General features: G+C 72.2%; 22 protein-coding genes. 5 read left to right on the forward strand and 17 right to left on the reverse strand.

All coding sequences use genetic code 11. The features are described from left to right. Positions 1-47 precede the first annotated feature (47 nt). The 9 genes from ACFYT4_RS26425 to ACFYT4_RS26465 all read right to left on the reverse strand — a co-directional run bounded on the left by ACFYT4_RS26425 (position 48) and on the right by ACFYT4_RS26465 (position 9,816). A complete protein-coding gene (locus tag ACFYT4_RS26425; RefSeq protein WP_389273929.1) occupies positions 48-1,241 on the reverse strand; it encodes an acetyl-CoA acetyltransferase in 1,194 nt (397 codons plus the stop codon). Continuing rightward, the gene (locus ACFYT4_RS26430) at positions 1,238-2,626 is read right to left on the reverse strand and encodes an OB-fold domain-containing protein (protein WP_389273931.1); all 1,389 of its coding nucleotides are present in this window, start codon (positions 2,624-2,626) and stop codon (positions 1,238-1,240) included. The genes ACFYT4_RS26425 and ACFYT4_RS26430 overlap by 4 nt, the downstream gene beginning before the upstream one ends. Beyond that, the gene (locus ACFYT4_RS26435) at positions 2,626-3,849 is read right to left on the reverse strand and encodes an acetyl-CoA C-acetyltransferase (RefSeq protein ID WP_389273934.1); all 1,224 of its coding nucleotides are present in this window, start codon (positions 3,847-3,849) and stop codon (positions 2,626-2,628) included. The genes ACFYT4_RS26430 and ACFYT4_RS26435 overlap by 1 nt, the downstream gene beginning before the upstream one ends. Further along, a complete protein-coding gene (locus ACFYT4_RS26440) occupies positions 3,846-5,138 on the reverse strand; it encodes an acetyl-CoA hydrolase/transferase family protein (RefSeq protein WP_389273937.1) in 1,293 nt (430 codons plus the stop codon). The genes ACFYT4_RS26435 and ACFYT4_RS26440 overlap by 4 nt, the downstream gene beginning before the upstream one ends. Continuing rightward, positions 5,131-5,388, reverse strand: coding sequence for a hypothetical protein (locus ACFYT4_RS26445; protein WP_389273940.1), 258 nt, complete (start codon positions 5,386-5,388; stop codon positions 5,131-5,133). Before ACFYT4_RS26445 ends, ACFYT4_RS26440 begins: the two co-directional genes overlap by 8 nt. A gap of 1 nt (position 5,389) precedes the next feature. Continuing rightward, a complete protein-coding gene (locus ACFYT4_RS26450) occupies positions 5,390-5,887 on the reverse strand; it encodes an aromatic-ring-hydroxylating dioxygenase subunit beta (RefSeq protein WP_389273943.1) in 498 nt (165 codons plus the stop codon). A gap of 2 nt (positions 5,888-5,889) precedes the next feature. Then, positions 5,890-7,149: an aromatic ring-hydroxylating dioxygenase subunit alpha gene (locus ACFYT4_RS26455; RefSeq protein ID WP_389273946.1), complete on the reverse strand. Its 1,260-nt coding sequence runs from the start codon at positions 7,147-7,149 to the stop codon at positions 5,890-5,892. Continuing rightward, positions 7,146-8,861: a class I adenylate-forming enzyme family protein gene (locus ACFYT4_RS26460; RefSeq protein ID WP_389273949.1), complete on the reverse strand. Its 1,716-nt coding sequence runs from the start codon at positions 8,859-8,861 to the stop codon at positions 7,146-7,148. The genes ACFYT4_RS26455 and ACFYT4_RS26460 overlap by 4 nt, the downstream gene beginning before the upstream one ends. 157 nt (positions 8,862-9,018) lie before the next feature. Continuing rightward, a complete protein-coding gene (locus ACFYT4_RS26465) occupies positions 9,019-9,816 on the reverse strand; it encodes an enoyl-CoA hydratase/isomerase family protein (RefSeq protein WP_389273952.1) in 798 nt (265 codons plus the stop codon). An 81-nt stretch (positions 9,817-9,897) separates the two neighbouring features. Between ACFYT4_RS26465 and ACFYT4_RS26470 the strand changes: the two genes are divergently transcribed. Then, complete coding sequence (locus ACFYT4_RS26470; protein WP_389273955.1) at positions 9,898-10,932, forward strand: MBL fold metallo-hydrolase; 1,035 nt, start codon at positions 9,898-9,900, stop codon at positions 10,930-10,932. A 196-nt stretch (positions 10,933-11,128) separates the two neighbouring features. On the opposite strand, the gene ACFYT4_RS26475 is transcribed toward ACFYT4_RS26470, so the two are convergent. Genes ACFYT4_RS26475 through ACFYT4_RS26485 form a run of 3 tightly spaced genes read right to left on the reverse strand, consistent with a single transcriptional unit; the run spans position 11,129 to position 12,982 of the window. Further along, positions 11,129-11,983, reverse strand: coding sequence for an enoyl-CoA hydratase/isomerase family protein (locus ACFYT4_RS26475; protein ID WP_389274029.1), 855 nt, complete (start codon positions 11,981-11,983; stop codon positions 11,129-11,131). 1 nt (position 11,984) lies between these two features. Further along, positions 11,985-12,749, reverse strand: coding sequence for an enoyl-CoA hydratase/isomerase family protein (locus ACFYT4_RS26480; protein ID WP_389273958.1), 765 nt, complete (start codon positions 12,747-12,749; stop codon positions 11,985-11,987). Beyond that, positions 12,746-12,982, reverse strand: a complete 237-nt coding sequence (locus ACFYT4_RS26485; protein WP_389273961.1) for an SDR family NAD(P)-dependent oxidoreductase — start codon at positions 12,980-12,982, stop codon at positions 12,746-12,748. Before ACFYT4_RS26485 ends, ACFYT4_RS26480 begins: the two co-directional genes overlap by 4 nt. 135 nt (positions 12,983-13,117) lie before the next feature. Here ACFYT4_RS26485 and ACFYT4_RS26490 point away from each other — a divergent pair, with 135 nt between their 5' ends. Continuing rightward, positions 13,118-13,915, forward strand: coding sequence for an SDR family NAD(P)-dependent oxidoreductase (locus tag ACFYT4_RS26490; protein WP_389273964.1), 798 nt, complete (start codon positions 13,118-13,120; stop codon positions 13,913-13,915). Between the two features lie 251 nt (positions 13,916-14,166). Here ACFYT4_RS26490 and ACFYT4_RS26495 read toward each other — a convergent pair whose 3' ends face one another. Together ACFYT4_RS26495 and ACFYT4_RS26500 are read right to left on the reverse strand one after the other, a co-directional pair. Further along, a complete protein-coding gene (locus ACFYT4_RS26495; protein ID WP_389273967.1) occupies positions 14,167-15,198 on the reverse strand; it encodes a MaoC family dehydratase in 1,032 nt (343 codons plus the stop codon). Then, positions 15,195-16,121 carry an HpcH/HpaI aldolase/citrate lyase family protein gene (locus ACFYT4_RS26500; protein ID WP_389273970.1) on the reverse strand — a complete coding sequence of 309 codons (927 nt, stop codon included), beginning with the start codon at positions 16,119-16,121 and terminating at the stop codon, positions 15,195-15,197. The genes ACFYT4_RS26495 and ACFYT4_RS26500 overlap by 4 nt, the downstream gene beginning before the upstream one ends. Before the next feature lie 177 nt (positions 16,122-16,298). Here ACFYT4_RS26500 and ACFYT4_RS26505 point away from each other — a divergent pair, with 177 nt between their 5' ends. Next, positions 16,299-16,958 (forward strand): TetR/AcrR family transcriptional regulator, encoded by a 660-nt coding sequence (locus tag ACFYT4_RS26505; protein ID WP_389273973.1) that lies wholly within the window; start codon positions 16,299-16,301, stop codon positions 16,956-16,958. A 184-nt stretch (positions 16,959-17,142) separates the two neighbouring features. Here the strand turns inward: ACFYT4_RS26505 and ACFYT4_RS26510 are convergent, their stop codons facing one another. Then, positions 17,143-17,805 (reverse strand): TetR/AcrR family transcriptional regulator, encoded by a 663-nt coding sequence (locus tag ACFYT4_RS26510; RefSeq protein ID WP_389273976.1) that lies wholly within the window; start codon positions 17,803-17,805, stop codon positions 17,143-17,145. Between the two features lie 115 nt (positions 17,806-17,920). Here ACFYT4_RS26510 and ACFYT4_RS26515 point away from each other — a divergent pair, with 115 nt between their 5' ends. After that, the gene (locus tag ACFYT4_RS26515) at positions 17,921-19,063 is read left to right on the forward strand and encodes a CaiB/BaiF CoA transferase family protein (RefSeq protein ID WP_389273979.1); all 1,143 of its coding nucleotides are present in this window, start codon (positions 17,921-17,923) and stop codon (positions 19,061-19,063) included. A gap of 73 nt (positions 19,064-19,136) precedes the next feature. Beyond that, positions 19,137-20,294: an acyl-CoA dehydrogenase family protein gene (locus ACFYT4_RS26520; protein WP_389273982.1), complete on the forward strand. Its 1,158-nt coding sequence runs from the start codon at positions 19,137-19,139 to the stop codon at positions 20,292-20,294. 398 nt (positions 20,295-20,692) lie between these two features. Here the strand turns inward: ACFYT4_RS26520 and ACFYT4_RS26525 are convergent, their stop codons facing one another. Further along, the gene (locus tag ACFYT4_RS26525) at positions 20,693-21,886 is read right to left on the reverse strand and encodes an acyl-CoA dehydrogenase family protein (protein WP_389273985.1); all 1,194 of its coding nucleotides are present in this window, start codon (positions 21,884-21,886) and stop codon (positions 20,693-20,695) included. Positions 21,887-21,890: 4 nt separating this feature from the next. Then, entirely contained in the window at positions 21,891-23,045 is a 1,155-nt protein-coding gene (locus tag ACFYT4_RS26530) for an acetyl-CoA C-acetyltransferase (RefSeq protein ID WP_389273988.1), read from the reverse strand. Positions 23,046-23,088 lie beyond the last annotated feature (43 nt).

Below are 23,088 nucleotides of genomic sequence, written 5' to 3' on the forward strand. Positions count from 1 at the left end.
ATAAACACGCTCGTCAAGCCTGTGCCCCCGGCCGCCCCCGGTCCGGCTCAGCCGCGCTCCGCCCCCACCACCGACACGAACGAGACACAGGCGCCGGGACGGCCGCCCAGATTGTGGGTGAGGGCCAGCCGGGGGTCGTTCAGCTGCCGTTCGCCCGCCTCGCCCCGGAGCTGGAGCCAGCACTCGTAGAGCATCCGCAGCCCGCTGGCCCCCACCGGGTGCCCGAAGGACTTCAGCCCGCCGTCCGGATTGACGGGCAGCCGCCCGCCGAGTTCGAAGTCGCCGTCGAGGACGTCCCGCCAGGCACGGCCGCGTTCGGCGAAGCCCAGGTCCTCCATCAGCACCACCTCGGTGGGTGTGAAGCAGTCGTGCACCTCGGCGAGGGAGATCTCCGTACGCGGGTCGGTGATCCCGGCCTGCCGGTACGCCTCCCGGGCGCTGTGGACGACCTCGGGGAACGTGGTGTAGTCGTACGCGGGATCGGTGGCGGCCAAGCCCGCCCCGGCCGTCAGCGACAACGCCTTCACATACACCGGGCGGTCGGTGTACCGATGGGCGTCCTCGGCGCGCACGATCAGCGCGCAGGCCGCGCCGTCGGAGACCCCCGAGCAGTCGAAGACCCCGAGCCTGCCCGCCACCAGCGGCGCGGCGGCGATCTTCTCCTTCGACACCGGGGTACGGAACTGGGCACGCGGGTTGCGGGCCCCGTTGGCGTGGTTCTTCCAGGCGACATGGGTCATCGCCTCCCGCATGGCCGCCGGGTCGACCCCGTACTTGGTGCAGTAGGCCGGGTCGAGCAGGGAGAAGGCCGCCGGTGCGGTGAGGGTGTTCTCCGGCGCGGTGCCGTCGCCGGGCGGGTCCATCCGGGTCAGCCCGCTGAATCCGGAGTCCTTCAGCTTCTCCACTCCGACGGCCATGACCCGGTCGTACGCGCCGGACGCTACGGCGTAGCAGGCGTTGCGGAAGGCGTCCGAGCCGGTGGCGCAGTAGTTCTCCACGCGGGTGACGGGCCGGTGGCCGAGGCCCAGCGGACGGCTGAGGGTGAGCCCGGACTGCCCGGAGCCGAGGGTGCCCAGCCAGTACGCCTCCACATCGGCCGGCTCGGTGCCCCCGACACCGTCCAGGCACTCCCGTACGGCGTCGATCAGCAGATCGCCGGCGGAGCTGTCCCAGCGTTCACCGAAGCGGGTGCAGCCCATGGCCACGACGGCCACGCGGTCCCTGATGCCCTGTGTGCTCATCGGTCGTCCTCCACGGGCCGGGCCTTCCAGAAGTAGTTGTGCACGCCCTGGGCGGTGTAGAGCCGCCGGAAACTCGGCGTGACCCGGGTGCCGACCGCGATCTCGCCGGGTGAGGCGTCGGTGAGTTCGAGCGTGCAGCGCCCGCCGCCGTCGAAGTCGATCACGGCGTCGATCACCGGCGGGGAGGGCGAGTGGGCGAGCCGGTCCACGGTGAAGGTGGCGACCGTGCCGCGCGCGTCCGCCAGCGGCAGCGGGACCATCGCGTCCGGTGCCCCGCAGCTCTTGCAGACCCGGGCGGGCGGCAGATGGGCGAAGCCGCAGTCACGGCAGCGCGAGCCGGTGAAGGCGTACTTCCACGCCCGCGACCGCGCCGACGGCGGCGCCGCGGGCAGATCGGGCTCGGGACGCCGTGGTGCCTCCCGTTCCAGGAGTCCGCGCCAGGACAGATAGGTCGTATACGGTACGTCCCGGCCGGACGCCGACTGGCCGGCCACCGACCGGGTCTGACGTCCGGTCAGGATACGGTCGGTGACGCGGAGCACGAGCGCGTCGCAGCCGTCCACGGCGGCGAGCACGAGCACCGTCTCCCCCGGCCGGGCCCGGTCCAGGACCTCGGACAGCCCGAGCCCGGCGTCGGCGGCTCCGCTCCAGCCGCGCCGCCAGGGGGAGGTGATCCGGCCCCGGATGCCCGCCCGCCCGGCCACCAGGGGGTTGGGCGAGGAGATCACGACATGGTCGGGCTCGGTCACCCCCGCCTGCCTCAGGGCCCGCTGCCCGGCTTCGGTCACCAGCGGCAGATAGTTCTCCAGTCCGAAGCGCTCCTCCCAGCGGCGGGCGGCCGGCTCGCCCGGGGCCCGCCACCGGTCGAGGAACTCGGCCGTCAGCGAGGCCCGGCCCACGATGCGCGCGAGGGCCCGGGACGGATCGCCGAAGAGGAAGGCCGCCGCTCCGTCACCGCCGCGGCGCTCGTCGGGCGAGCCCGGCAGCCCGGTGATCACATCGGCGCACACGGCGAGGCCCCCGCTCACGGCCGCTGCGAGCAGTGCACCGGTTCCGGAGCGGGCGGAGCCCGCCAGATCGACGGCGAAGCACTCCGGGTCGAACCCGAGCGCGGCGTGCACGGCGGTGGCGTTGGTCTTGTCCGCGTACGCGGGCGAGGTGGTGGCGAAGTACACCGCCTCCGGCCGCTCCCCCGCGCGGGGAAGCCGCCGTGCCGCCGCCACCGCGAGGGTGGTGCTGTCCTCGTCGTAGGACGCGGCGATCCGGCTGCCCGCCCCTGTTCCGGTCTGCTCGCCCGGCCGCAGGCGGTGGCGCGGAAGGTACGCGGCGTACGCCACGATCCCGTGGAGTTCCGGCACGATCCCGTGGAGTTCCGGCTCGGTCATCAGGCCCCCTCGAAGAGCGCGGCCATGCCCTGGCCGCCGCCGACGCACATGGTCTCCAGGCCGTACCGCCCGCCGCGCCGCCGCAGTTCCCGCAGCAGGGTGGCCAGGATCCGCACACCCGTGGCGCCGATCGGATGACCGAGCGCGATGGCGGATCCGTGGACGTTGAGACGGTCCGCGGTCCGGGCGTCGTCCGTGAGGCCCCATCCCTTGAGGACGCCCAGCACCTGGCAGGCGAACGCCTCGTTCAGCTCGATCAGATCGATGGCGTCGAACGGGACACCGGTGGCGGCGAGCAGCTTGGCCACGGCGGGGACCGGGCCGAGGCCCATGGTCGCCGGTTCGCAGCCCGCGGCGGCCCAGCCGACGAGATAGCCGAGGGGTTCCAGGCCCAGTTCGGCCAGCTTGTCCTCGGCGACGACCAGACAGGCCGCGGCGGCGTCGTTCTGCTGGCTGGCGTTCCCCGCCGTCACCGTGCCGCCGGGCAGCAGGGGCCACAGCCGGGCGAGCGAATCGGGTGTGGTCGCGGGCCGGATGCCCTCGTCCCGGTCGAACAGCACCGGCTCACCGCGCCGCTGCGGTACCGGGACGGGCACGATCTCCTCGTCGAAGATCCCCGACTCCTGTGCGGCGGCGGCCCGTTCATGACTGCGGGCCGCGTACGCGTCGGCCTCCTCGCGGGTGATCCCGTACTCCCGGGCGATGTTCTCGGCCGTCTCGATCATTCCGGAGATCGGGCCGAACCGCGCCTCGGGCTGGGAGCGTTCCCGCCCCCGGTCGAGCCGGTCGTAGAGCTGCACCCCGCCGGAACGGCTGCCCCAGCGCACCTGCGTGGAGTAGTGCTCGATGCCGCTCATGCTCTCCACACCGCCGGCGAGCACCACATCGGCGGCGCCCGTCTGGACCATCATGGCCGCGGTGACGACGGCCTGGAGGCCGCCGCCGCAGCGCCGGTCGAGCTGGAGACCGGGGACCTCGACCGGCAGACCGGCGTGGAGGGCGGCCCAGCGGCCGACGCACGGTGTCTCGGAGTTGGCGTACGACTGCGCCATGACGACATCGCCGATCCGCCCGGGGTCGACGCCGGTCCGCTCCACCACCGCCCTGACGACCGTGGCGGCCAGATCCTCGACGGGGACGGGCCGCAGGGTCCCGCCGAAGGTGCCGACGGGTGTTCGCAGCGGTGAGACGATCGCCGCTCTCCTCAATCGCGGGGTGTTCATGGGCACAGCTCGTCCTCCATGGCCTTCTCCAGCGGCGCGCGGTGGTCGGGGTGGGCGACGGCGAGCATGCGCTCCCGCCGCGCCCGCAGCGGCAGTCCGCGCAGATCCGCCGTGCCGTATTCGGTGACGATGACCCCGGCGTCGGCGCGGGGCGTGCTGACCGGGCCACTCAGCCGGGTCACGATGCGGCTCGCCCGGCCCGCCGTGGACGGCAGCGCCACGATGGGCACCCCGCCCCGGGAGCGGGCGGCACCGCGCAGGAAGTCGACGGCCCCGCCGACGGCTCCCACGTAGGATTTCCGGGCCACCTCGGCGTTGATCTGGCCGTGGAGGTCGACCTCGACGGCCGAGTTGATCGCCACGAACCTTTCCTGCGCCGCGAGTCCCGCCGGGTCGTGGGTGCGGCCGGTGTCCCGTACCTCGATCGCCGGGTTGCGGTGGGCGTAGCGGAACAGCCGCTCGGTGCCCATCAGCATCCCGGTGACCGTGCGCCCCGGGTCCAGGGTCTTGCGCCGGTTGGTCACGACCCCGGCCTCCATCAGATCGGCGACGGTGTCGCCGATCTGTCCCGAGTGGATCCCGAGATCCCTGCGGTCGCCGAGCCGGGACAGCACCGCCTCCGGCACGGCCCCGAGCCCGAACTGGAGCGTCGCGCCGTCGTCGATGAGCGAGGCGACCCGGTCGCCGATGCGCTGTTCGACGTCCTTCGGGACGCCCCGGCGCACCTCGGCGGGCGGGCGGGAGACCCGTACGACCACATCGAGGTCGTCGCGGGTCAGGACGCGTCCCCCGTGGGTCCAGGGCACCTGGTCGTTGACCTCGGCGACGACAACGCGGGCCGTGTCGACGGCGGCGGACAGATAGTCGGCGGCGAGGCCGAGGCTGTAGCGGCCCGCCGCGTCGGGCGGGGGCAGCTGGAGCAGGACGGCATCGGCGCGCAGGGGGCCACGGGAGAGCAGACCGGGCAGGTCGGAGTAGTGGCAGGGCAGCACGTCCAGGGCGCCGGCCCGGTGGAGTTCCCGGTTGCCGCCGCTGCCGCAGTACGACAGGAACGACACATGGTCGGCGTGCTCGGCCCGTACGGTGTCCGAGGCGGGAATCCCGAGGAAGCAGCGGAAGCCGCCGATCGCGGCCCGCTGGGTGAGCAGCGCCTCGGTCAGGGTGCGCGGTTCGGCGCACGCCTGGCCCCAGAGCACCAGGTCACCGGCCCGGACGAGGGCCGTGAAGTCCGGTGCCTCATGGCCGTACGGATCGTCCGGGCCGGGAGTAACTCCGTGTACGTCAGACATCGGCCGCCCCGTCCCGCCACCGGCCCGCCGAGGGGTCGAGCATGCGGTGGCGCTGCTCCTCGGTCAGCCACACGATGGTCTCCAGCTCCAGGGCGTCCACCAGGCGCACCCGGCCGGTCCTCAGGTCCTCCAGTCGCAGGCGGGGGCCGTTGGCGCTCCGGTCGTACGACACGGACACCTCGGCGAACTCGCCGCCCACGACCCAGCCGGCATGTGCTCTGTCCGGTGCTTCCCCTTCGGATCCGGTCATGTCAGATCAGGAAGGACAGGGTCGGGACGGGCCCGGTGTCGTCCACCAGGACCACGGTCTTGCCGGCCAGCCGGATCTCGCCGTCCACCCTCCGCAGCCGGTAGGTGGTGCGGCCCGCCCAGATCTCCTTGCCCCGGGGCCTGGCCTCGACGAGCAGGAAGTTGGCGCCCACCGTGGTGTCCTCGCCCTCGGTGCCGAGGATCTCGATGTTGGAGACGAGCCGGCGCAGGTCGGAGCGCGGTTCCTGGGCATGCCGCTTGCCCGTCCTGAGCTGGGCGATCCGGGTGGAGATACGGCGTCGGTTGTCGTGGATGACCGACACCTGCCGGGACGGGTCGGTGCCGGGGCCGCCGATGGGCACCCAGTAGAGCGCGTCGTCGGTCCACAGGGCCTCCCACGCCTCGTAGGCGTGCTCGTCGGCGAGCCGCGCCTCCAGATAGAGGAACCGCTCGATGTCCCGCAGGCCGAGGCCCTGTTCCTGTGCTGCCGGGGTGGCCATGGTCAGCCCTCCTCCATGACGGTCCTGTACTGCGACCAGAAGCCGCGGATGCCTGTCTCGTCGGTGACGTCACCGACGAGGTAGCCCTGGTCGTCGGTGCGTTCACGGTGTGCGCCGCGGCGCAGCGCCAGCCACTCGGGGAGATTGCCGTTGACCCCGCGCTGGCTGCGCTCGTACATCTCGGCGTCGTCGGCGAGCAGCATCCCGGCGGGCCCCACCGAGCCGACGGACTGCGACAGCAGCCTGCGGTTCATGTCGGGCGCGCCCTTGAGCTGGACGGCCGTGACGTTCTGGATGGTCTCGGAGACGGACACCGGCTGGATCATGAAGACGCTGATCTCGGCGATGAAGAGATTGGGGAAGACGGCGACGTGCGGGGCGCCGTCGATGAGGATCTCCTCGGCCTGCTCCCCGTACCGGGCGCGCATCCTGGCGACGTAGTCGGGGACCTTGTCCTCCGTGGTGCCGAACCAGCCCAGCGGTTGTGCCCTGTCGCGGAATTCGGGCCGGAGGTCGTTCTCGCTGTGGCCGCCGCCGAGGTCGCGGGTGACGGCCGTCGACTTCTCGCTGTAGAGCGCGCCGATGGGGCTGCCTGTGACGCCGAAGATGGAGCCGTGGACGAACTGCGGGTGGTAGCCGTCCGTCTCGTTCTCCATCACCATCTTCCAGTTGGTGTGGGTACGGTGGCGCAGCCAGCCCGCCGTCAGTTCGGACTCGCCCTCCGGGGAGAGGCGGGACAGCCGGTCGAGTTCGCCCGCCGCTCCGCCGAGGTGTTCCTTCAGGCTGGGTCCGTCGGGGGCGAAGCTGGCGAAGACGAAGCCCTGGTACGCCTCGACCCGGGGCACCCGGCCCATGCTGACGTCGAGCTTGTTCTTGCCCCCGTACCCCTGGTGGTAGGGGTAGCCGAGGAGCCCGCCCTTGTTGTCGTACGTCCAGCCGTGGTACGGACAGCGGAAGGCGCTCGAATTGCCGCGCAGGTCCTCGCAGACGGTGGCGCCCCGGTGCGCGCAGCGGTTCACCAGGAGGTTGACCTCGCCGTCGCGGCTGCGGGTCATGATGAGGTCCTGGAGGCCGATGCTCTTGCGGACGTAGTCGCCCGGTCTGGCGACCTCGCTGGTGTGGCCGACGCACACCCAGGTGCGATACCAGATCCGCGCCAGTTCGTCGGCGAAGATGCCGGGGTCGGTGTAGAGGGAGCCGTGGACCCTGGTCTCCTGGACCAGATCGGCGTACTTCCCGTTCGTGGTCTCCCGCGTGGTCATCGCCTTTCCTCCAGTCGCCGGGCGGACTGCTGGACCAGCCGGAACTTCTGCACTTTGCCGGTCGGTGTGGTGGGCAGGTCTCCCGGCTCCGCGAAGATCACATGCTTGGGGACCTTGAACCGGGCCAGGTTCTCCTTGCAGAGCGCGATGACCTCGTCCTCGGTGACCGAGGTGCCCGCTTCGGGGATTACCCAGACGCAGCCGGCCTCGCCCCAGCGGTCGTCGGGCACGCCGATGGCGTACGCCTGGCTGATGCCCGGGTGCTGGGTGAGCAGGTCCTCGATCTCCTTGGGCATGACCAGTTCGCCACCGCTCTTGTACAGCTCCTTGCTGCGGCCGGTCAGTTCGAGATATCCGTCCTCGCGGATGCGGCCGAGGTCGCCGGAGCGCACCCAGCCGTCGACCAGGGCGAGCGCGGTCTCCTCGGGTTTGTCCCAGAAGCCGAGCATATGGGTGGGGCCGGTGGAGGTGAGTTCGCCCTCGGCGCCCTCGGGAAGCTCCTCGCCGGTCACCGGATGCAGGGTGCGGTACACACAGAGGTCGCCGCCGTGGCCGGGAAGCCCGGCGGAGCCGGCCAGCTTGACCCGGCCGACGGTGGTGGCGGCCAGCCGCATGTCGTCCTCGGGCAGCGTCATGGTCATCGCGCCGCCGCACTCGGTCATCCCGTAGCCGGTGACGACCTCGCGGGCGCCGAGTTCGTCCTTGACGCGCTGCCACAGCCACAGCGGGGACGGCGCGGCCCCGGAGAGCATCGAGACCAGCGAGGACAGATCGCGCTTCGTGCGGTCCGGGTGCTCCAGCAGGGCCACCGTCATGGTCGGCACACAGAGGATCTCGGTGGCGCGGTGGCGCTCGATGCCCTCGAAGTAGCGGGCCGGGTCGAAGGCGGTCTGGGGGATGATCGCCCCGCCGACCATCATGGCCGCCAGCATCCCCTCCACATAGCCGAACATGTGGTAGCAGGGCAGCGAGAACAGCACACGGCGGCCGTCCTCGAAGGCGCGGGTGAGCGCGGAGGCGTACCCGGTGCGCTGTACGGCGTCGTGGGTGACCCCAACGCCCTTGGGCGAGCCCGTCGTTCCGGAGGTGTAGAGGATGTCGCCGATGTCCTCGGGGCGGCTGCGGCCGAACTCCTCGGCGGCCCGGGCGACCGCTCCCGCCCGCTCCTCGCCGAGAGCGGTGAGCCCGCTCACAGAGACCACGCCGTCCCGGCCGCCCTGTTCACCGGTGTCCATGACCACCACGCGCTCCAGCGCAGGCAGTTCGGCGGTGGCGCCCGTCTCCCAGCCCGGTGCGATGGAGTCCAGCATGCCGAGGTAGTCCAGACCGCTGAAGCCGGTCATGGTGATGAGCACCTTGCAGGCCGACTGGCGCAGTACATAGGCCAGTTCGTCCTGGCGGTACAGATAGTTGAAGGGGATCGCCACCGCGCCGGCGCGCGCGATCGCGAATTTGAGGGGGACGAACTCGGCGTAGTTGGCCATCAGCAGGCCGACCCGGTCTCCCCTGCGGACGCCGAGCGCGGCGAGGCCGTCGGCCAGCCGTACGGACCACTCGGCGGTCTCCGCGTAGGTCAGTGTGTGCTCGTCCGTGAGGACGAAGGGGCGCGCGCCGAACTCCTCGGCGCACCGGTCGAGCCGCTGGTCCAGTGTGAGCGGGGTCCAGACGGGGAATCGCCGCTCCAGTTCCCTGCGGCGCGCTTCGATACTCACGATCATGATCCTGCCTCCGATCGAATTTAATCTTATGTAGATTAAATTGACAAGCCCTCTGGAACCTCACGCTCCGGACCTCCGGCCCGGGACCTCTCCGCCGGCCCCGGGAACCCCGTCCGGAGCCCGCGCGGGACCACGGGACGAGCCCCTGCGCCTACCGACCCCGGAAGACCGGCTTCCGCCTCTCCCCGTACGCGGCCACGGCCTCGGCGAAGTCCTCGCTGTCGAACAGAGCAACCTGGTTCTCGATCTCGCGGTCCAGCGTTTCGTACGGATCATGGGGACCGGCCAGCAGCAGCCGCTTGATCGCCGCCAGGGCCAGCGGCGGCCCGGCGGCCAGCCGCCCGGCGTCCGCGATCGCGCGGGCCAGCGCCCCGCCGGGTTCGGTCAGTTCGTCGGCCAGCCCCAGCTCCAGCGCGCGGGCGCCACGTACCGGCTCGGGCATCAGCATCATCTGCCGGGCGCGGGCGGCGCCCACCCGGCGCGGCAGCGACCAGGAGATACCGAGGTCACCGGCGAGCCCGACCCCCGTGAACGCGGTGTTGAAGACGGCGTCCGACGACGCGACCACCCGGTCACAGGCGAGCGCGAGCGAGGCGCCCGCGCCGTAGGCGAACCCCTCGACGGCGGCCACCACCGGCTTCGGTCCCCGCCAGACGGCCCGGACGACGCGCTGCGCCGCCTCCGCCCTCGGACGGCTCTCGGCCTCCGGCTGCCGGCGCATGGCGGAGACGTCCCCGCCGGAGCAGAACGTACCCCCCGCGCCCGCCAGCACCACCGCCCGTACGGACGTCTCGGCCATCGCGCTCTCCAGCGCTTCGGCGAGCGCCACCCGCAGGGGCATGTCGAGGGCGTTGCGCAGGTGGGGCCGGTTCAGGGTCAGCACCCGAACGGCACCCTGATCGGCCACGAGGAGGTGCTTCTCCTCGGCCCGGGGATCCCGACTCGTCATGGACTCTCCTTTTTCAAAAATAGATTCAAACATAGAGTGGGCCGGAAGAACACCGGTGAGACAGCGGCAAGGAGCTCGCAGATGACGATCCCCGAACAGCCCGACGACTGGACGGAACCCGGCGCCCACGTCGTACGGACCGGAGTCCACCGGATACCGCTGCCGCTTCCCGGAGACGCGCTGCGCGCGGTGAACGCCTACCTGGTCGAAGCGGACGACGGCCTCGTCCTGGTCGACCCGGGCTGGGCGAGCGAGGACACAGCGAAGGCCCTGGGGGGCGCGCTCGGTTCCCTCGGACACCGGATCCCCGACATCAGCCGCATCGTGGTCACCCATGTCCACTGGGACCACTACAGCAACGCGATGGCGCTGCGCGCCGCGTACGGCATCCCGGTCCTCCTCGGCCGCGGCTCACGCGCCTCGGTGGAGCGGTACTCCCCCGATGACGGCCTCTACCGGCCGCAGTCCGAACTGCTGCGCCGCTGCGGAGCCTTCGACATCGCCGAGCGTGTCGACGCCACCGGACTCACCGAGGAGGAACGGGCGATGCCCTGGGGCTCGCCGGACTCCTGGCTCGACGACCGCGAGCAGGTCCCCCTCGGCGAACGCGCCCTCGACGTCCTGGCCACCCCCGGCCACACCGCGGGGCACATCGTGCTGCGCGACGCCGTCGGCGGACTCCTCTTCGCGGGCGACCACGTCCTGCCGCACATCACCCCGTCGCTCGCGCTGGAGTCCGTGCCGGAGCCGAAGCCGCTGCGCAGCTACCTGGACTCCCTCCGCCTCGTACAGGACATGCCCGACACCCTGTTGCTGCCCGCCCACGGCCCGGTGACGGCCAGCGTCCACACCCGGGTGGAGGAGCTTCTCGTCCACCACGGGGAACGTCTGGACGCCTGCCTCAAGGAGGTGAAGAACGGCGCGTCGACCGCCTACGCGGTCGCCCGCGCCCTCCCCTGGACGCGCCGCCGCCGCACCCTCGGCCAGCTCGATCCGATGAGCCAGATGCTCGCGGTCATCGAAACGGACGCCCACCTCGACCTGCTGACCGACCAGGGCGCGCTGAGCGCGACCGAACTGACGGACGGCGTACGGGCCTACTCCCCCGCCCCCTGACCACCAGCCCCGGAAGCGCGCCACCAACCCGTTCCACGGCGCGCGTTCGGAGCCCCCTCGGAGACTTCGCGGACCGACGGCACAGACGCCGGGTCACCGGACCCGGCCCGACCGGGGGCTCCCCCACGGAGCGTGCCCCGGGCGCGCCGGGGGCGGGCCCGGTCGCGGCCGGCCCCGGGGGACCCGGCCCGACACCTCACCCCCCGCCGAACACCGGTGCCCGGTGCTCGATCACCGCCGCGAGCCCCTCCCGCGCATCCGCCGTCGCGGAAAGCTCGGCGACGGTCCGTGCCTCCTCCGGGAGCCGGGCCTCCACGGTCGAACCCAGCCCGTCCCACAGCAGCCGCTTGGCCGCCGCGTTCGCCCGGGGCGCTCCGGCCGCCAGCGTACGGGCCAGGGCCAGCCCCTCCTCGTACACGGCGTCATCGGCGACAACCCTGGTGATCAGCCCCAGTTCCAGCGCATCGGGGGCGGTGAGGACGGGGTTGGTCAGCACGATCTCCATCGCCTTGCGCAGCCCGACGAGCCGGGTGAGCGTCACCGAGACACCGGCGTCGGGCGCCATGCCCACCCGGGTGGCCCCCGCCAGAAAGCGCGCGGACTCGGCGGCGATCACCAGGTCGGCCGCGCAGACCAGCCCGAAGCCGCCCCCGCCCGCGGCGAAGCCGTGCACCGCGGCCACCACGGGGGCTTCGAGCCGCATCAGGGCCGACACCGCGTTCTGGAGCCACGAGGTCGCCTCGCGCAGATACGCGGGCAGGTCCGCGCCCTTGGCCGCGAAGGTCTTCACATCGCCGCCGGCGCAGAAGTGGGGCCCTTCACCGCTGAGCAGGACGGCCCGTACGCCGGGCGTTCCGTGGATCCGCATGACGGCGTGGTGCAGCCCCGTCAGCAGGGGTACGTCCATGCCGTTGGACGCCTCGGGCCGGTTCAGCCTCAGCCGGGCGACGCCCGCGTCGTCGAGGTCCAGCAGCACGGGCCCCGAGTCGATCAGCGTGCGTGCCATCCGGGTCTCCGTCACCATCCGGGCCTCCGTCGGCCTGCCTGTCATCTCAGCCACCGTTCCGTCCTGTGAAGGCGGCGATCCCGGCGCCTGCCGACTCTCCGCTCTGATGCTCGACGACCATCCGCCGCTCCAGGGCCAACCCGTCCTCCAGAGGCAGCCGCATCCCCTCGTGGACCAGTCGCTTGATGCGGCCGAGGGCCTGCGGGTCCTTCGCCGCGAGAGCCCCGGCGAACGCCCGTACCGCCTCGTCGAAGCCGTCCGCCGGCAGGCTCCGGTACGCGAGCCCCCAGGCCACGGCCTCCTGCGCGCCGATGCGGTCGCCGGTCAGGAGATGACCGAGCGCCCGCTGGCGGCCGACGAGCCTGGGCAGCCGCTGGCTGCCGCCCCCGCCGGGGATCTGTCCGAACCGGGCGTGGTTGTCGGCGAGCTTCACGTTCTCGTGGACGAGTGCGATGTCGCACGCCTGCATCAGTTCGAACCCGCCCGCCATGGCATGGCCCTCCACAGCGGCGATGACCGGCACGGGCAGCTCGGCGATCGACGAGCACGCGCGCCCGAAGTTCTCGAACAGCGGGCGGAGCGCTTCGGGCCCCCCGTCCCGCAGCGCTTCGAGTTCCGTGAAGTCGCCGCCGACGCAGAAGTTGCCTCCGGCGCCCCGGATGACGATGACCCGCGCGGATTCCGCGAGGCGCGCCAGCGCGGCGCCGAGTTCCCGGCCGAGTGCGACGGTGATCGCGTTCATGGCCCTCGGCCGGTTGAGGACGAGGTGCCCCACACCCGCGTCGACATGGGTCTGTACGACGTCGCTCACATCGGTCTCCCGCCGCCGGCTCCGAGTACGGCTTCCCCCGCGGGATCGGCCGCGGGATCGGCCGCGGGATCGGCCGCGGCGGCCCGGGCCTTCTCGGCGTCCCGGTCCGCGAGGACCACCCGGGCGCGGTGCTCGTACGGCCGTCGTGCCATGGCCCGCCCGATGCCCCGGGCCGTGCCGGTCGCGGCGGCGGTCCGCCCCCCGACCGGTCCGCCGCTCTCCGTGCTTCTCACAGCTCAGCCCTTCTCCCGTTGCGGCCCTTCTTCATGCCCCGCCCTTCTGATCCGTCCCGATACTCGGGTTTCGAATTTAAATTAGATACGATTCTTCTTCAAGGCCACGACCTCCGCCAGAAGGAGCACATCACCATGGATCTAGGTCTCAGGAACGCCCGGGTACTGGTGACCGGAGGCGCGTCCAACATCGGCCGGGGCATCGTGCACGCCTTCGCCGACGAAGGGGCCCGCGTACTGATCTGCGACCTCGACGGCGACCAGGCCGCGCGGGTGCGTGACGAGGCCCTGGAGCGCGGCGCCGCCGCGGCCGGGACGTTCGCCGCCGATCTCGCCGGGCCCGGCGCGGGCGAGCGGGCCGTCGGGACGATCCTGGAGCTCTGGGGCGGCATCGACGTCCTGGTCGCCAACGCGGGCATCAGCATCCCGTCGTTCATCGCCGAGCACACCGACCGCTCGCAGTGGCAGCGCATGTTCGAGGTCAATCTGTTCGCGGCGATCGAGTGCGTCCAGGCGGCCGTCCCGCCCATGCGGCAGTCGGGGGCGGGCGCCGTGATCACCATTGCCAGCGACGCGGCCTTCGGCGAGATCCGGCAGGGCGTGTACGGCGCGTCGAAGGCCGCGCTGGTGGCCCTGACCCGCACGGTCGCCAAGGAGCACGGCCGCCACGGCATCCGTGCCAACGCGGTCTGCCCCGGACTGGTCATCCCCGAGGGCCCGGAGGCGGTGGGGGCCACCAGCCTGTGGGCGGGCGGGCAGGACGCGATCTTCAACGACGGACAGGTCGACCATCTGCTCAAAGCCACTCCCCTGCGCAGGCTGAGCACGGCGGGGGACATCGCGGCCAGTGTGGTCTGGATGGCCTCGGAGAAGGCGGCGCGCCAGGTGACGGGCCAGGTCCTGTCGGTCAGCGGCGGTTACGCCATGCCGTGACGATCGGCCGTGGTGTACGGAATCCCGCGCGGGGAACGCGTCGGGTCCGGGCGGGGCACGGGCCGTGGCCGGGACTCCCCCGGTTCCGGCCCGACCGGATCCGAAGCGCGCCCCCGTGCCCCAGCCCTCACCGGCCGGGCGGACCGGGCGCCCGGCCGCTCCGAACGCCTGACGAGTCGACCGCCCGACGGAGCCGGCCGGGGCCAAGGGAGACCCGGGCGCCGGTGTCGGCTCACACCGCGGCACACACCTCAGGCCATGACCGCCACGAACCGCCAGTTCAGCACGGGCCGGTCGCCGTCCGCCCGGACCCGCGACCGCAGATGGACGAGCCCGCCGGACCGCGCGAACGGCTGCAGGCGTTCGACGACGAGGCCGCTGCGCAGGGTGTCGCCCTCCCGTACCGGACCCGTGTGATCGCAGCCGTGCCAGCCCGCCACGGTGACAAGGCCCGGCAGGGCCCGGGTCGCCTGGGACAGGGCGATCCCGATGGTGTGCCCGCCGTACACCAGTCGGCCGGCACCGCCCGCCGCCCGCGCGTCGTGGTGGACCTGGGCCACGTTGAGGGTGAGCCGGGCCAGTTCGGGCGCGCTGGAGACCACGTCCCCGCCGCCGACCTCCCAGGCCATGCCCTCCTCCAGGTCCGCGAAGTGGGGGCCGCCCGCGGCCTCGCGGAACCGCTCCAGCCGCCAGCCGGCGGACGCACCGCTCAGCGCGGCGTCCGAGGGCGAGCGGCCCACGGCCGCCAGATCCGCCGCGTGACCGGTCGACCGCTCGGGGTCCCGCAGCGGGAGCATCGCGCACCGCCAGAAGTCCAGTACGGGCCGGGCCCACTGGTCGGTCGTGGTGATCCGCAGGGCCACCAGCCCGGTCGGCGCCCGGCCGGGCCGGGAACCGTTCTGGCGCAGCGCCACCACCTCGGTGGAGGTGCGCAGGGCGTCGCCGATCGCCGGGGCCCGGTGAAAGACCAGGCCCCGGTAGAACAGATTGGCCTTCACATGGTGGGTGGCAAGCGTCGACTGGCCGATCGCCACGTCCCACACCAGCGCGGGATGCGCCAGCTCCCTCCCCCCGGTGACCTCTGCGCACAGCGCCGCGTCCAGCGGCAGCCGCAGCCGGTCGCCCACGATGGCCTGGTGTGCCGCCGCGCGCCCGGAGGTCAGGGTGAGCCCGGGGGCGGTGTCGAAGACCTGGCCCACGCGCAGCTCGTCGAAGTAGGGGCCTTCGGCGACGGCGGGCAGGGCGGCTGCGGGGGGTTCCTCTCCCGCCGGTACGGAGGTCATGACGCGGTTCCGCCTTTCCCGTGGTGCGCGGCGGGCCCCGCGAGGGCCGCCCGCGCAAGGGTGTCCCTGGCGGCTACCGCGACCGCTTCGTCGAGCATCTGCCCGTCCAGGAGTGTCGCCCCCGCGCCCCGGTGCACGGCCTCGTCCAGGGCCGCCAGCACGGCGCGTGCCCGCGCGGTCTCGTCCTCGGTCGGGGTGAAGGCGGCGTTCAGGGTGTCGAGTTGGCGCGGATGGACGGCCCACTTCCCGTCGAAGCCCAGCCGCCGGGCCCAGTCGGCCCGGTGCATCAGGCCCTCGTCGTCGGCGATGCCGAGGTAGGGGCCGTCGATCACGGCGAGGTCCGCCTCCCGCCCGGCCGCCAGCACCCGTTCCTGCGCGGCCAGCCACATCTCCGGCGGCGCGTCGGCGGATCTGCCCAGCGACGCGCCCAGATCGGCGTACCCGAGGACCAGGGCCCGCAGCCGTGACGACTCGGCCGCCGTCTCCCGCACCCGGCCGAGACCCGCCGCGGTCTCGATCAGCGCCTGGACGGCGAGGGGCCGGCCACGGCCCGCGGCGGCCTCCGCGCCGTCCAGCAGCCGCTCGACGTAGGCGATGTCACCCCGGCCCTCCGCCTTCGGCACCACCACGGAGTCCGGCAGCTCGCGCGCTCCGGCGCAGACGAGGAGATCGAGATGGCACCAGGGGGTACGGGGAGCGTTGACCCTCACCGCGACGCGCCCGCCGTTCGCGCGGGGGCCCACCCGGTCCAGAACGGCCCGTACGGTCTCCCGGGCGGCGGCCTTGCCCGGCACGGGCACCGCGTCCTCCAGATCGATGACGATCTCGTCGGCGGCCGACTCCCACGCCTTGAGGATCTTCCGCTCGTCACCGCCGGGTACGGAGAGACAGGAACGCGGGCGGGGGGCAGTCCGCTCAGCCATGAAGGAACTCCTCGGGGACGCTGTGCGCCGGCGACCGGCCGACATTAATCTATATTAAGATAAGGGAGACCCCCAGACGTATCGAGGAGCAGGACCGTGACCTCCGAACTCGCCGCCCAGGAAGCCGCCCCACGACGGCCGAGGACCGCCGGGGAACGCGCACCGTATGATCGGGCCGTGTCCAGAAAAGCCACGAGGTCGAAATCCAGAAGCGGTGACGACCCCAAGTCGAACCGGACCCGGGAGCGCATCCTCGACGCCGCGGCGCACGTCCTGAGCAAAAAGGGGTACGCGGGGGCCCGCCTCAGCGACATCGCCGTGGAAGCCCGGTTGCAGGCTCCGGCGATCTACTACTACTGGCCCTCGCGCGAGCAGTTGATCGAGGAGGTCATGTGGGTCGGCATCCAGCGGCTGCACCAGCACGTGGCCGACACCCTGGAGGCGCTGCCCGCCGACACCTCGCCCATGGACCGGATCGCCACAGCGATCGAGGCCCATCTCCAGGTCGCCCTGGAGCTGTCGGACTTCGCCACCGCGATCATCCGCAACTCCGGCCAGATCCCGGAGGAGATCCGTGCCCGGCAGAGCAGCGAGGACGCCAAGTACGGCACCCTGTGGCGCGGACTGATCCAGGCCGCGGACGAGGCGGGCGAAATCCGGGCCGACCTCGACCGCCGCACCGCGCAGCGGCTGGTGATCGGCGCGCTGAACTGGGCGGCGGAGTGGTGGAATCCGGAGCGTGACTCGATCGAGGTCACGGTCCGCACGGCCCAGTCGCTCGTCCGTCACGGCCTGAGCAGCAGATCCCGGCTCACCGGCCCTCCGGCCGACGCCTGACCGCGGCCGTCCGTCCTCGGCCGCCCGGCTCGCACGGGGGCGCGGGCCGACGGGCCGGTCCCGCCCCTTCCGTGCGCACGAGACGTCACGCGCCCCGGACGACCCACCGCCGGCCGGAACGGGCGCCGAGCGGCTGGGCTCCCGGTCGGCGCGACGCCGGAACCCGGCCCTACCAGGGGCCCGGTCACGGCGGCGGGGCGGCCACCGGCACCGCGCCCAGCCCCTCGAAGGCCATGCGCACCACCTCCCGCGCGAGCCGGGCGGCTTCGGCCTCTCGCCCGCCGTCCGCGCCGTCCGATTCCTCGGGGCAGGCTCCCCGCTGGTACCACTCCACCAGCGAGTTGATCATTCCGGACAGCAGCCGGCTGACCAGCCGGGCGTCCCCCACCGGCGTCACATCACCCTCGTCGATCGCCTCCTGCACCAACCCGGCCACACACCGGTCGAAGGCGCGCCGACGATCGAGCGCCCAGCGTTCCGTCTCGGTGTTCCCGCGGACGCGCAGCAGCAGGGCGACACAGGGCAACTCATCGGTCAGCAAAAGGACTTGGCGGCTCATCAGCCGGGACAGCCGGTCGACGGCGGGGCCCGGCCCGTTCCGGCTCTCCGCCGCGAAGGCGAGCAGAGGACCGACCGCGCGATCCAGGGCCAGCCGCAGGAGCTGCTCCTTGCCGTCCACGTAGTGATAGATGGCGGACTTGGCGAGTCCGGTCGCCCGTGACAGATCCGCCATGCTCGTCCCGTCGTAACCGTGCTCGCTGAAGACGCGCGCCGAGACGGACACCAGCAGGTCCAGGCTGTAGCGCGGCCTGCCGTGCACGGACCCACCACGGGGGGCGTCACACATCCGTCGAGCCTCCTCCCCTGCGTACCGGCCGGTACGGTGTACACCTTGAACTTTAATTTAATCTAATTTAAATTTGTCACGCAACCGCATATCCTCGTGGAAGGGACGGCACACGGTGACGACTGGACCCCTGGCGGGCTGCCGCGTGGTGGAACTGGCCGGGATCGGACCCGGTCCCTTCGCGGCCATGACGCTCGCCGACCTCGGAGCCGAGGTCGTGCGCGTCGACCGGCCCGGTCGCGGCGAATTCTTCCCGGGCGTGGAGGACAAGGATCTCCTCAACCGGGGCAAGAAGTCGGTCGCCCTGGATCTGAAGCGGCCTCGGGCGGTGGCGGCGGCCCTGACGCTGGTGACCGCGGCGGACGTCCTCATCGAGGGGTTCCGCCCCGGTGTCGCCGAGCGGCTGGGCCTGGGTCCGGAAGTCTGTCTGGAGCGCAATCCCCGCCTGGTCTACGGGCGGATGACCGGCTGGGGCCGGACCGGGCCGCTGGCCCGCACGGCCGGACACGACATCAACTACCTCTCGGTGACCGGTGCCCTGCACGCCATGGGGGACGCGGACGGGCCGCCCGCCGTCCCGCTCAACCTGGTCGGCGACTTCGGCGGCGGTGGCGCGTATCTGGTGATCGGTGTCCTCGCCGCACTCCACGAGGCGGCGCGCAGCGGACGGGGACAGGTGGTCGACACGGCCATCGTGGACGGGGTCGCCCATCTGCTCACGGGGACCCACGCGCTGATGTCCAGCGGGCAGTGGCAGGACGCGCGGGGGACGAACCTGCTGGACGGAAGCACCCCCTTCTACACGGTGTACGCAACGATGGACGGCCGCCATATGGCCGTCGGCGCCCTGGAGAACCGCTTCTACCGCGTGATGCTGGAGCTGCTGGAGGTGGACGAGGATCCGGCCCTTCAGCACGACCGGAGCCGCTGGCCGGCCCTCCGCGAACGGCTGGCGCACGCGTTCCTGAGCCGTACCCAGGCCGACTGGACCGACGTCTTCGCCGGCTCGGACGCCTGTGTCTCCCCGGTGGTGAGCCTGCGCGACGCCGCCGCCCATCCCCAGCTCCAGGCACGGGGAACGCTGGTGGAGCGGAACGAAACCGTACAGGCGGCGCCCGCGCCCCGGTTCTCCCGCACTCCCCCGTCACCGGCTTCCCCGCCGCCTCCGCCGGGCCGGGACACCGCCGAGGTGCTCGCCACATGGGGGGTGGCGGACGCCGAGGAGCTCATCTCCTCGGGCGCGGCGGTGCAGACCTGATCCCGGCAGCCGGTATCCACGTGACCCGACGGGCGGGTTCCGCCGCCCTCACACCCCAGACAAAGGAGTCCCCATGGCCGTTCTCTCCGAGGAAGAGAGGGCAGTGGTCGCACTCGTCCGCGAGTTCGTCGACCGGGAGGTCCGGCCCGTCGTCCGCGAGCTGGAGCATGCCGACACGTACCCGGAGAAGCTGATCGAGCAGATGAAGCAGCTCGGGGTCTTCGGGCTCGCGATCCCCGAGCCGTACGGCGCCGCGCCGGTCTCGATGCCCTGCTACGCCATGGTCACGGAAGAACTGGCCCGTGGCTGGATGTCCCTCGCCGGGGCCATGGGCGGGCACACGGTGGTCGCCAAGCTGCTGCTGGAGTTCGGTACGCAGGAGCAGAAGGAGCGCTATCTGCCCCGGATGGCGACCGGCGAGGTACGGGCGACGATGGCGCTCACCGAACCGGGTGGCGGCTCGGATCTCCAGGCGATGTCCACCAAGGCGCGGCGGGACGGCGACCGCTATGTCGTCAACGGCTCCAAGACCTGGATCACCAACTCACGTCGCTCCCAGCTGATCGCCCTGCTCTGCAAGACGGACCCCGGGGCCACCCCGGCGCACCGGGGCATCAGCATCCTGCTGGTCGAGCACGGGCCGGGGCTGACGGTCTCGCGCGATCTGCCGAAGCTCGGCTACAAGGGGGTCGAGTCCTGCGAACTCGTCTTCGAGGACTGCGCCGTTCCCGCCACCGCGCTCCTCGGCGGGGTCGAGGGCCGGGGCTTCGCCCAGATGATGAAGGGCCTGGAGACGGGACGTATCCAGGTCGCCTCCCGCGCCCTCGGTGTGGGCCGGGCCGCGCTGGAGGACGCCCTGCGTTACGCACAGGAGCGGGAGAGCTTCGGGAAGCCGATCTGGCAGCACCAGTCGATCGGCAACTATCTGGCCGACATGGCCACCAAGCTGACGGCCGCGCGCCAACTGGTCCTGTACGCCGCCGAGCGCGCCGAGGCAGGACAGCGCTGCGACATGGAGGCGGGGATGGCGAAGCTGTTCGCATCCGAGACCGCGATGGAGATCGCCCTCAACGCTGTCCGGGTCCACGGCGGATACGGCTATTCGACCGAGTTCGACGTCGAGCGCTACTTCCGGGACGCGCCTTTGATGATCGTCGGCGAGGGCACGAACGAGATCCAGCGCAACGTCATCGTCCAGCAGTTGGTACGACGGGGCGGCCTGACGGACTGACGTCTCCTCACGGCCCCACAGCCCCGGACGGACCGTCGCCCGCAACACCGGAGCCTTCCCACAGGCCCCCGCCGGAAGCGTGTCCGGGCCGGGGGCCGCAGGGCGGATCCCGGCCCGCGCGCACACGACGGCACACTCCGGCTGGTGACCCGAGTCCAGCGTCGGTGGCGGTGAGGACCGGCTGGGAGCGGCGCGGGTCCTGCCCACGGGCCCCAGGGGCCCGCGGCGCTCCCGGCTCGGGAGAACCACGCGGAGCATCCCTGTCGGCCGGCCCCGTACCGGGTACGGGGCACGGCGAGCCTTTCGCGGCAGGCGGCCCCGCCGGAGGCCCTCCCCTTCACTACCGCCGGGGCCGTCGGCCCGGGCGATCGGGAGGGCGGGCCATGGCCCCGTGTCCGTCAGCCGGTTCCCGACCGCCGGGCGAGGTCGCGGCCGATGATCTCCTTCATGATGGCGGTGGTCCCGCCGTAGATCGTCTGGACCCTGGTGTCGACAAAGGCCCGTGCCACCGGATACTCCGTCATATAGCCGTAGCCACCGTGCAGTTGGACGCAGCGGTCCATGACCCGCTTCTGGAGTTCGCTGACGAACCACTTGCCCTTGGCCGCGTCCACCGCGCTGAGCGTGCCCGCGTTGAACGCGAGCACCGAGCGGTCGACATACGCCTGCGCCACATCGATCTCGGTGTCCATCTCCGCGAGCTCGAACCGCACATGCTGGAAGTCGCCGATCGGCTGCCCGAACGCCTTCCGCTCGAAGCAGTACCGCCGGGTCTCCTCGAAGACCGCCCGGCAGTTCGCGATCGCCTTCACCGCGACCCCGAGGCGTTCGCGCGGCAGATGGCTCATCAGATGGTGCAGGCCCCGCCCCTCGGTCCCCAGCAGGTTGGCCGCCGGGATCCGTACGTCCGAGAAGAAGAGCTCCGCCGTGTCCTGGGCCGGCAGGCCGATCTTCTCCAGCTTGCGTCCCCGGTTGAATCCGGGCATGTCCCGCTCGACCACGAAGAGGCTGAAGCCCTTCGCCCCGGAGCCGGGTGATCCCGGGTTCTCCGTCCCGCCGGCCGACCCGGTCCGGGCGGCCACGATGACCACATCGGCCATGATCCCGCTGCTGATGAACGTCTTCTGCCCGTTGAGAATCCAGTGCCCGCCCTCGCGCCGCGCGTACGTGGTCATGCCCTGGAGGTCGCTGCCGGCGCCCGGCTCGGTCATCGCCAGGGCCCCGATGAGCCGCCCCTGGGCGAACCCCGGCAGCCAGCGCCGCTTCTGCTCCTCGGTGGTCAGATCGAGCAGATAGTGCAGTACGAGGTCGTCCTGGAGCGAGACGGTCACCGCGAAGGACAGCGCGTGCGCCCCGGCGATCTCCTCGGCCGCCACCATGCGGTAGCGGTAGTCCTGTTCGCCCGCGCCTCCGTACGCCTCGGGGATCTGGAGTCCGTAGACGCCCTGCTCCGCCGCGCGGGCGAAGACGTCCCGGTCGATCCAGCGTTCCGCCTCCCAGCGGGCGTGGTGCGGTACGACCTCGCGGGTCAGGAACTCCCGTACCGTCTCCCGGTACTGCTCGTGGTCCTCGGTGAACAGGCCGCGCTCCATCGCCTCAGCCCAGCCGCTCGATGACCGTCACATTGGCCATGCCGCCGCCCTCGCACATCGTCTGGAGCCCGTACCGGCCGCCGGTGCGCTCCAGTTCGTGCAGCAGCGTGACCATGATCCGCGCGCCCGACGCGCCGAGCGGATGGCCCAACGAGATGGCGCCGCCGTTGGTGTTGACCTTGGCGGGGTCCGCGCCGATGTGCCGCTGCCAGGCCAGGACCACACTGGCGAACGCCTCGTTGACCTCGAACAGGTCGATGTCGCCGGTGGTCAGACCGGCCTTGTCGAGTGCGCGGCGGGTTGCGGGCAGCGGGGCGACGAGCAGGTTCACCGGGTCGGCGCCGAGGGCGGAGAGATGGTGGATCCGTGCGCGGGGCGTGAGGCCGTGGGCCCGTACCGCCCGCTCCGAGGCGATCAGCAGCGCGGCCGAGGCGTCGGAGATCTGGCTGGAGACGGCCGCCGTCAGCAGGCCGCCCGGGACCAGGGTCCTGAGCGCGGCCATCTTCTCCGGGGAGGTGTCCGCGCGCGGGCCCTCGTCGTGCTTGACGCCCTCGAACGGGGTGATCTCGGCGTCGAACCGGTCGCTGTCGCGTGCGTGGAGGGCACGGCGGTGGCTCTCCAGCGCGAACCGCTCCATGTCCTCGCGGGTCAGCTTCTCCTCGCACGCGATCCGTTCGGCCGAGGCGAACTGGGAGATCTCCTGATCGCCGTACCGCGCGTACCAGCCCTTCGAGCCGGTCCACGGGTCGCTCGCCCCGTACGGCTCGCCCGCGGCGAAGGAGCTGAGGATCGGGTACTGGCTCATCTTCTGTACACCGCCGGCCAGCACGAGATCGGCCGTGCCGCTCATGACCGCCTGGGCGGCGAAGTGCACCGCCTGCTGGGACGAACCGCACTGCCGGTCCACGGTCACCCCCGGGACGGTCTCCGGCAGCCCCGCGGCCAGCGCGCAGGTCCGGGCGATGTCACCGGCCTGCGAGCCGATGGCGTCGATACAGCCGAAGATCACGTCGTCGACGGCGGCCGGATCGAAGCCGCCGCGCTCCACGAGGGTCGCGATCACATGGGCGCCGAGGTCCGCCGGATGCGTGTCGGCGAAGCCGCCGCCGCGCCTGCCGACCGGCGTCCGCACCGCGTCGACGATGTATGCCTCGGCCATGGTGAGACTCCTTCGCTGGGTTGCCCGGCACCGATTTCTGAAT

It is taken from the genome of Streptomyces sp. NPDC004609, assembly GCF_042873655.1.
GTDB lineage: Bacteria > Actinomycetota > Actinomycetes > Streptomycetales > Streptomycetaceae > Streptomyces.

What these genes read in the sequence shown, in the direction of transcription:
- ACFYT4_RS26425 (WP_389273929.1), bottom strand. Translation starts at nt 1,241, where the DNA reads ATGAGCACACAGGGCATCAGGGACCGCGTGGCCGTCGTGGCCATGGGC.
- ACFYT4_RS26430 (WP_389273931.1), bottom strand. Translation starts at nt 2,626, where the DNA reads ATGACCGAGCCGGAACTCCACGGGATCGTGCCGGAACTCCACGGGATC.
- ACFYT4_RS26435 (WP_389273934.1), bottom strand. Translation starts at nt 3,849, where the DNA reads ATGAACACCCCGCGATTGAGGAGAGCGGCGATCGTCTCACCGCTGCGA.
- ACFYT4_RS26440 (WP_389273937.1), bottom strand. Translation starts at nt 5,138, where the DNA reads ATGTCTGACGTACACGGAGTTACTCCCGGCCCGGACGATCCGTACGGC.
- ACFYT4_RS26445 (WP_389273940.1), bottom strand. Translation starts at nt 5,388, where the DNA reads ATGACCGGATCCGAAGGGGAAGCACCGGACAGAGCACATGCCGGCTGG.
- ACFYT4_RS26450 (WP_389273943.1), bottom strand. Translation starts at nt 5,887, where the DNA reads ATGGCCACCCCGGCAGCACAGGAACAGGGCCTCGGCCTGCGGGACATC.
- ACFYT4_RS26455 (WP_389273946.1), bottom strand. Translation starts at nt 7,149, where the DNA reads ATGACCACGCGGGAGACCACGAACGGGAAGTACGCCGATCTGGTCCAG.
- ACFYT4_RS26465 (WP_389273952.1), bottom strand. Translation starts at nt 9,816, where the DNA reads ATGACGAGTCGGGATCCCCGGGCCGAGGAGAAGCACCTCCTCGTGGCC.
- ACFYT4_RS26470 (WP_389273955.1), top strand. Translation starts at nt 9,898, where the DNA reads ATGACGATCCCCGAACAGCCCGACGACTGGACGGAACCCGGCGCCCAC.
- ACFYT4_RS26475 (WP_389274029.1), bottom strand. Translation starts at nt 11,983, where the DNA reads ATGACAGGCAGGCCGACGGAGGCCCGGATGGTGACGGAGACCCGGATG.
- ACFYT4_RS26490 (WP_389273964.1), top strand. Translation starts at nt 13,118, where the DNA reads ATGGATCTAGGTCTCAGGAACGCCCGGGTACTGGTGACCGGAGGCGCG.
- ACFYT4_RS26495 (WP_389273967.1), bottom strand. Translation starts at nt 15,198, where the DNA reads ATGACCTCCGTACCGGCGGGAGAGGAACCCCCCGCAGCCGCCCTGCCC.
- ACFYT4_RS26500 (WP_389273970.1), bottom strand. Translation starts at nt 16,121, where the DNA reads ATGGCTGAGCGGACTGCCCCCCGCCCGCGTTCCTGTCTCTCCGTACCC.
- ACFYT4_RS26510 (WP_389273976.1), bottom strand. Translation starts at nt 17,805, where the DNA reads ATGTGTGACGCCCCCCGTGGTGGGTCCGTGCACGGCAGGCCGCGCTAC.
- ACFYT4_RS26520 (WP_389273982.1), top strand. Translation starts at nt 19,137, where the DNA reads ATGGCCGTTCTCTCCGAGGAAGAGAGGGCAGTGGTCGCACTCGTCCGC.
- ACFYT4_RS26525 (WP_389273985.1), bottom strand. Translation starts at nt 21,886, where the DNA reads ATGGAGCGCGGCCTGTTCACCGAGGACCACGAGCAGTACCGGGAGACG.
- ACFYT4_RS26530 (WP_389273988.1), bottom strand. Translation starts at nt 23,045, where the DNA reads ATGGCCGAGGCATACATCGTCGACGCGGTGCGGACGCCGGTCGGCAGG.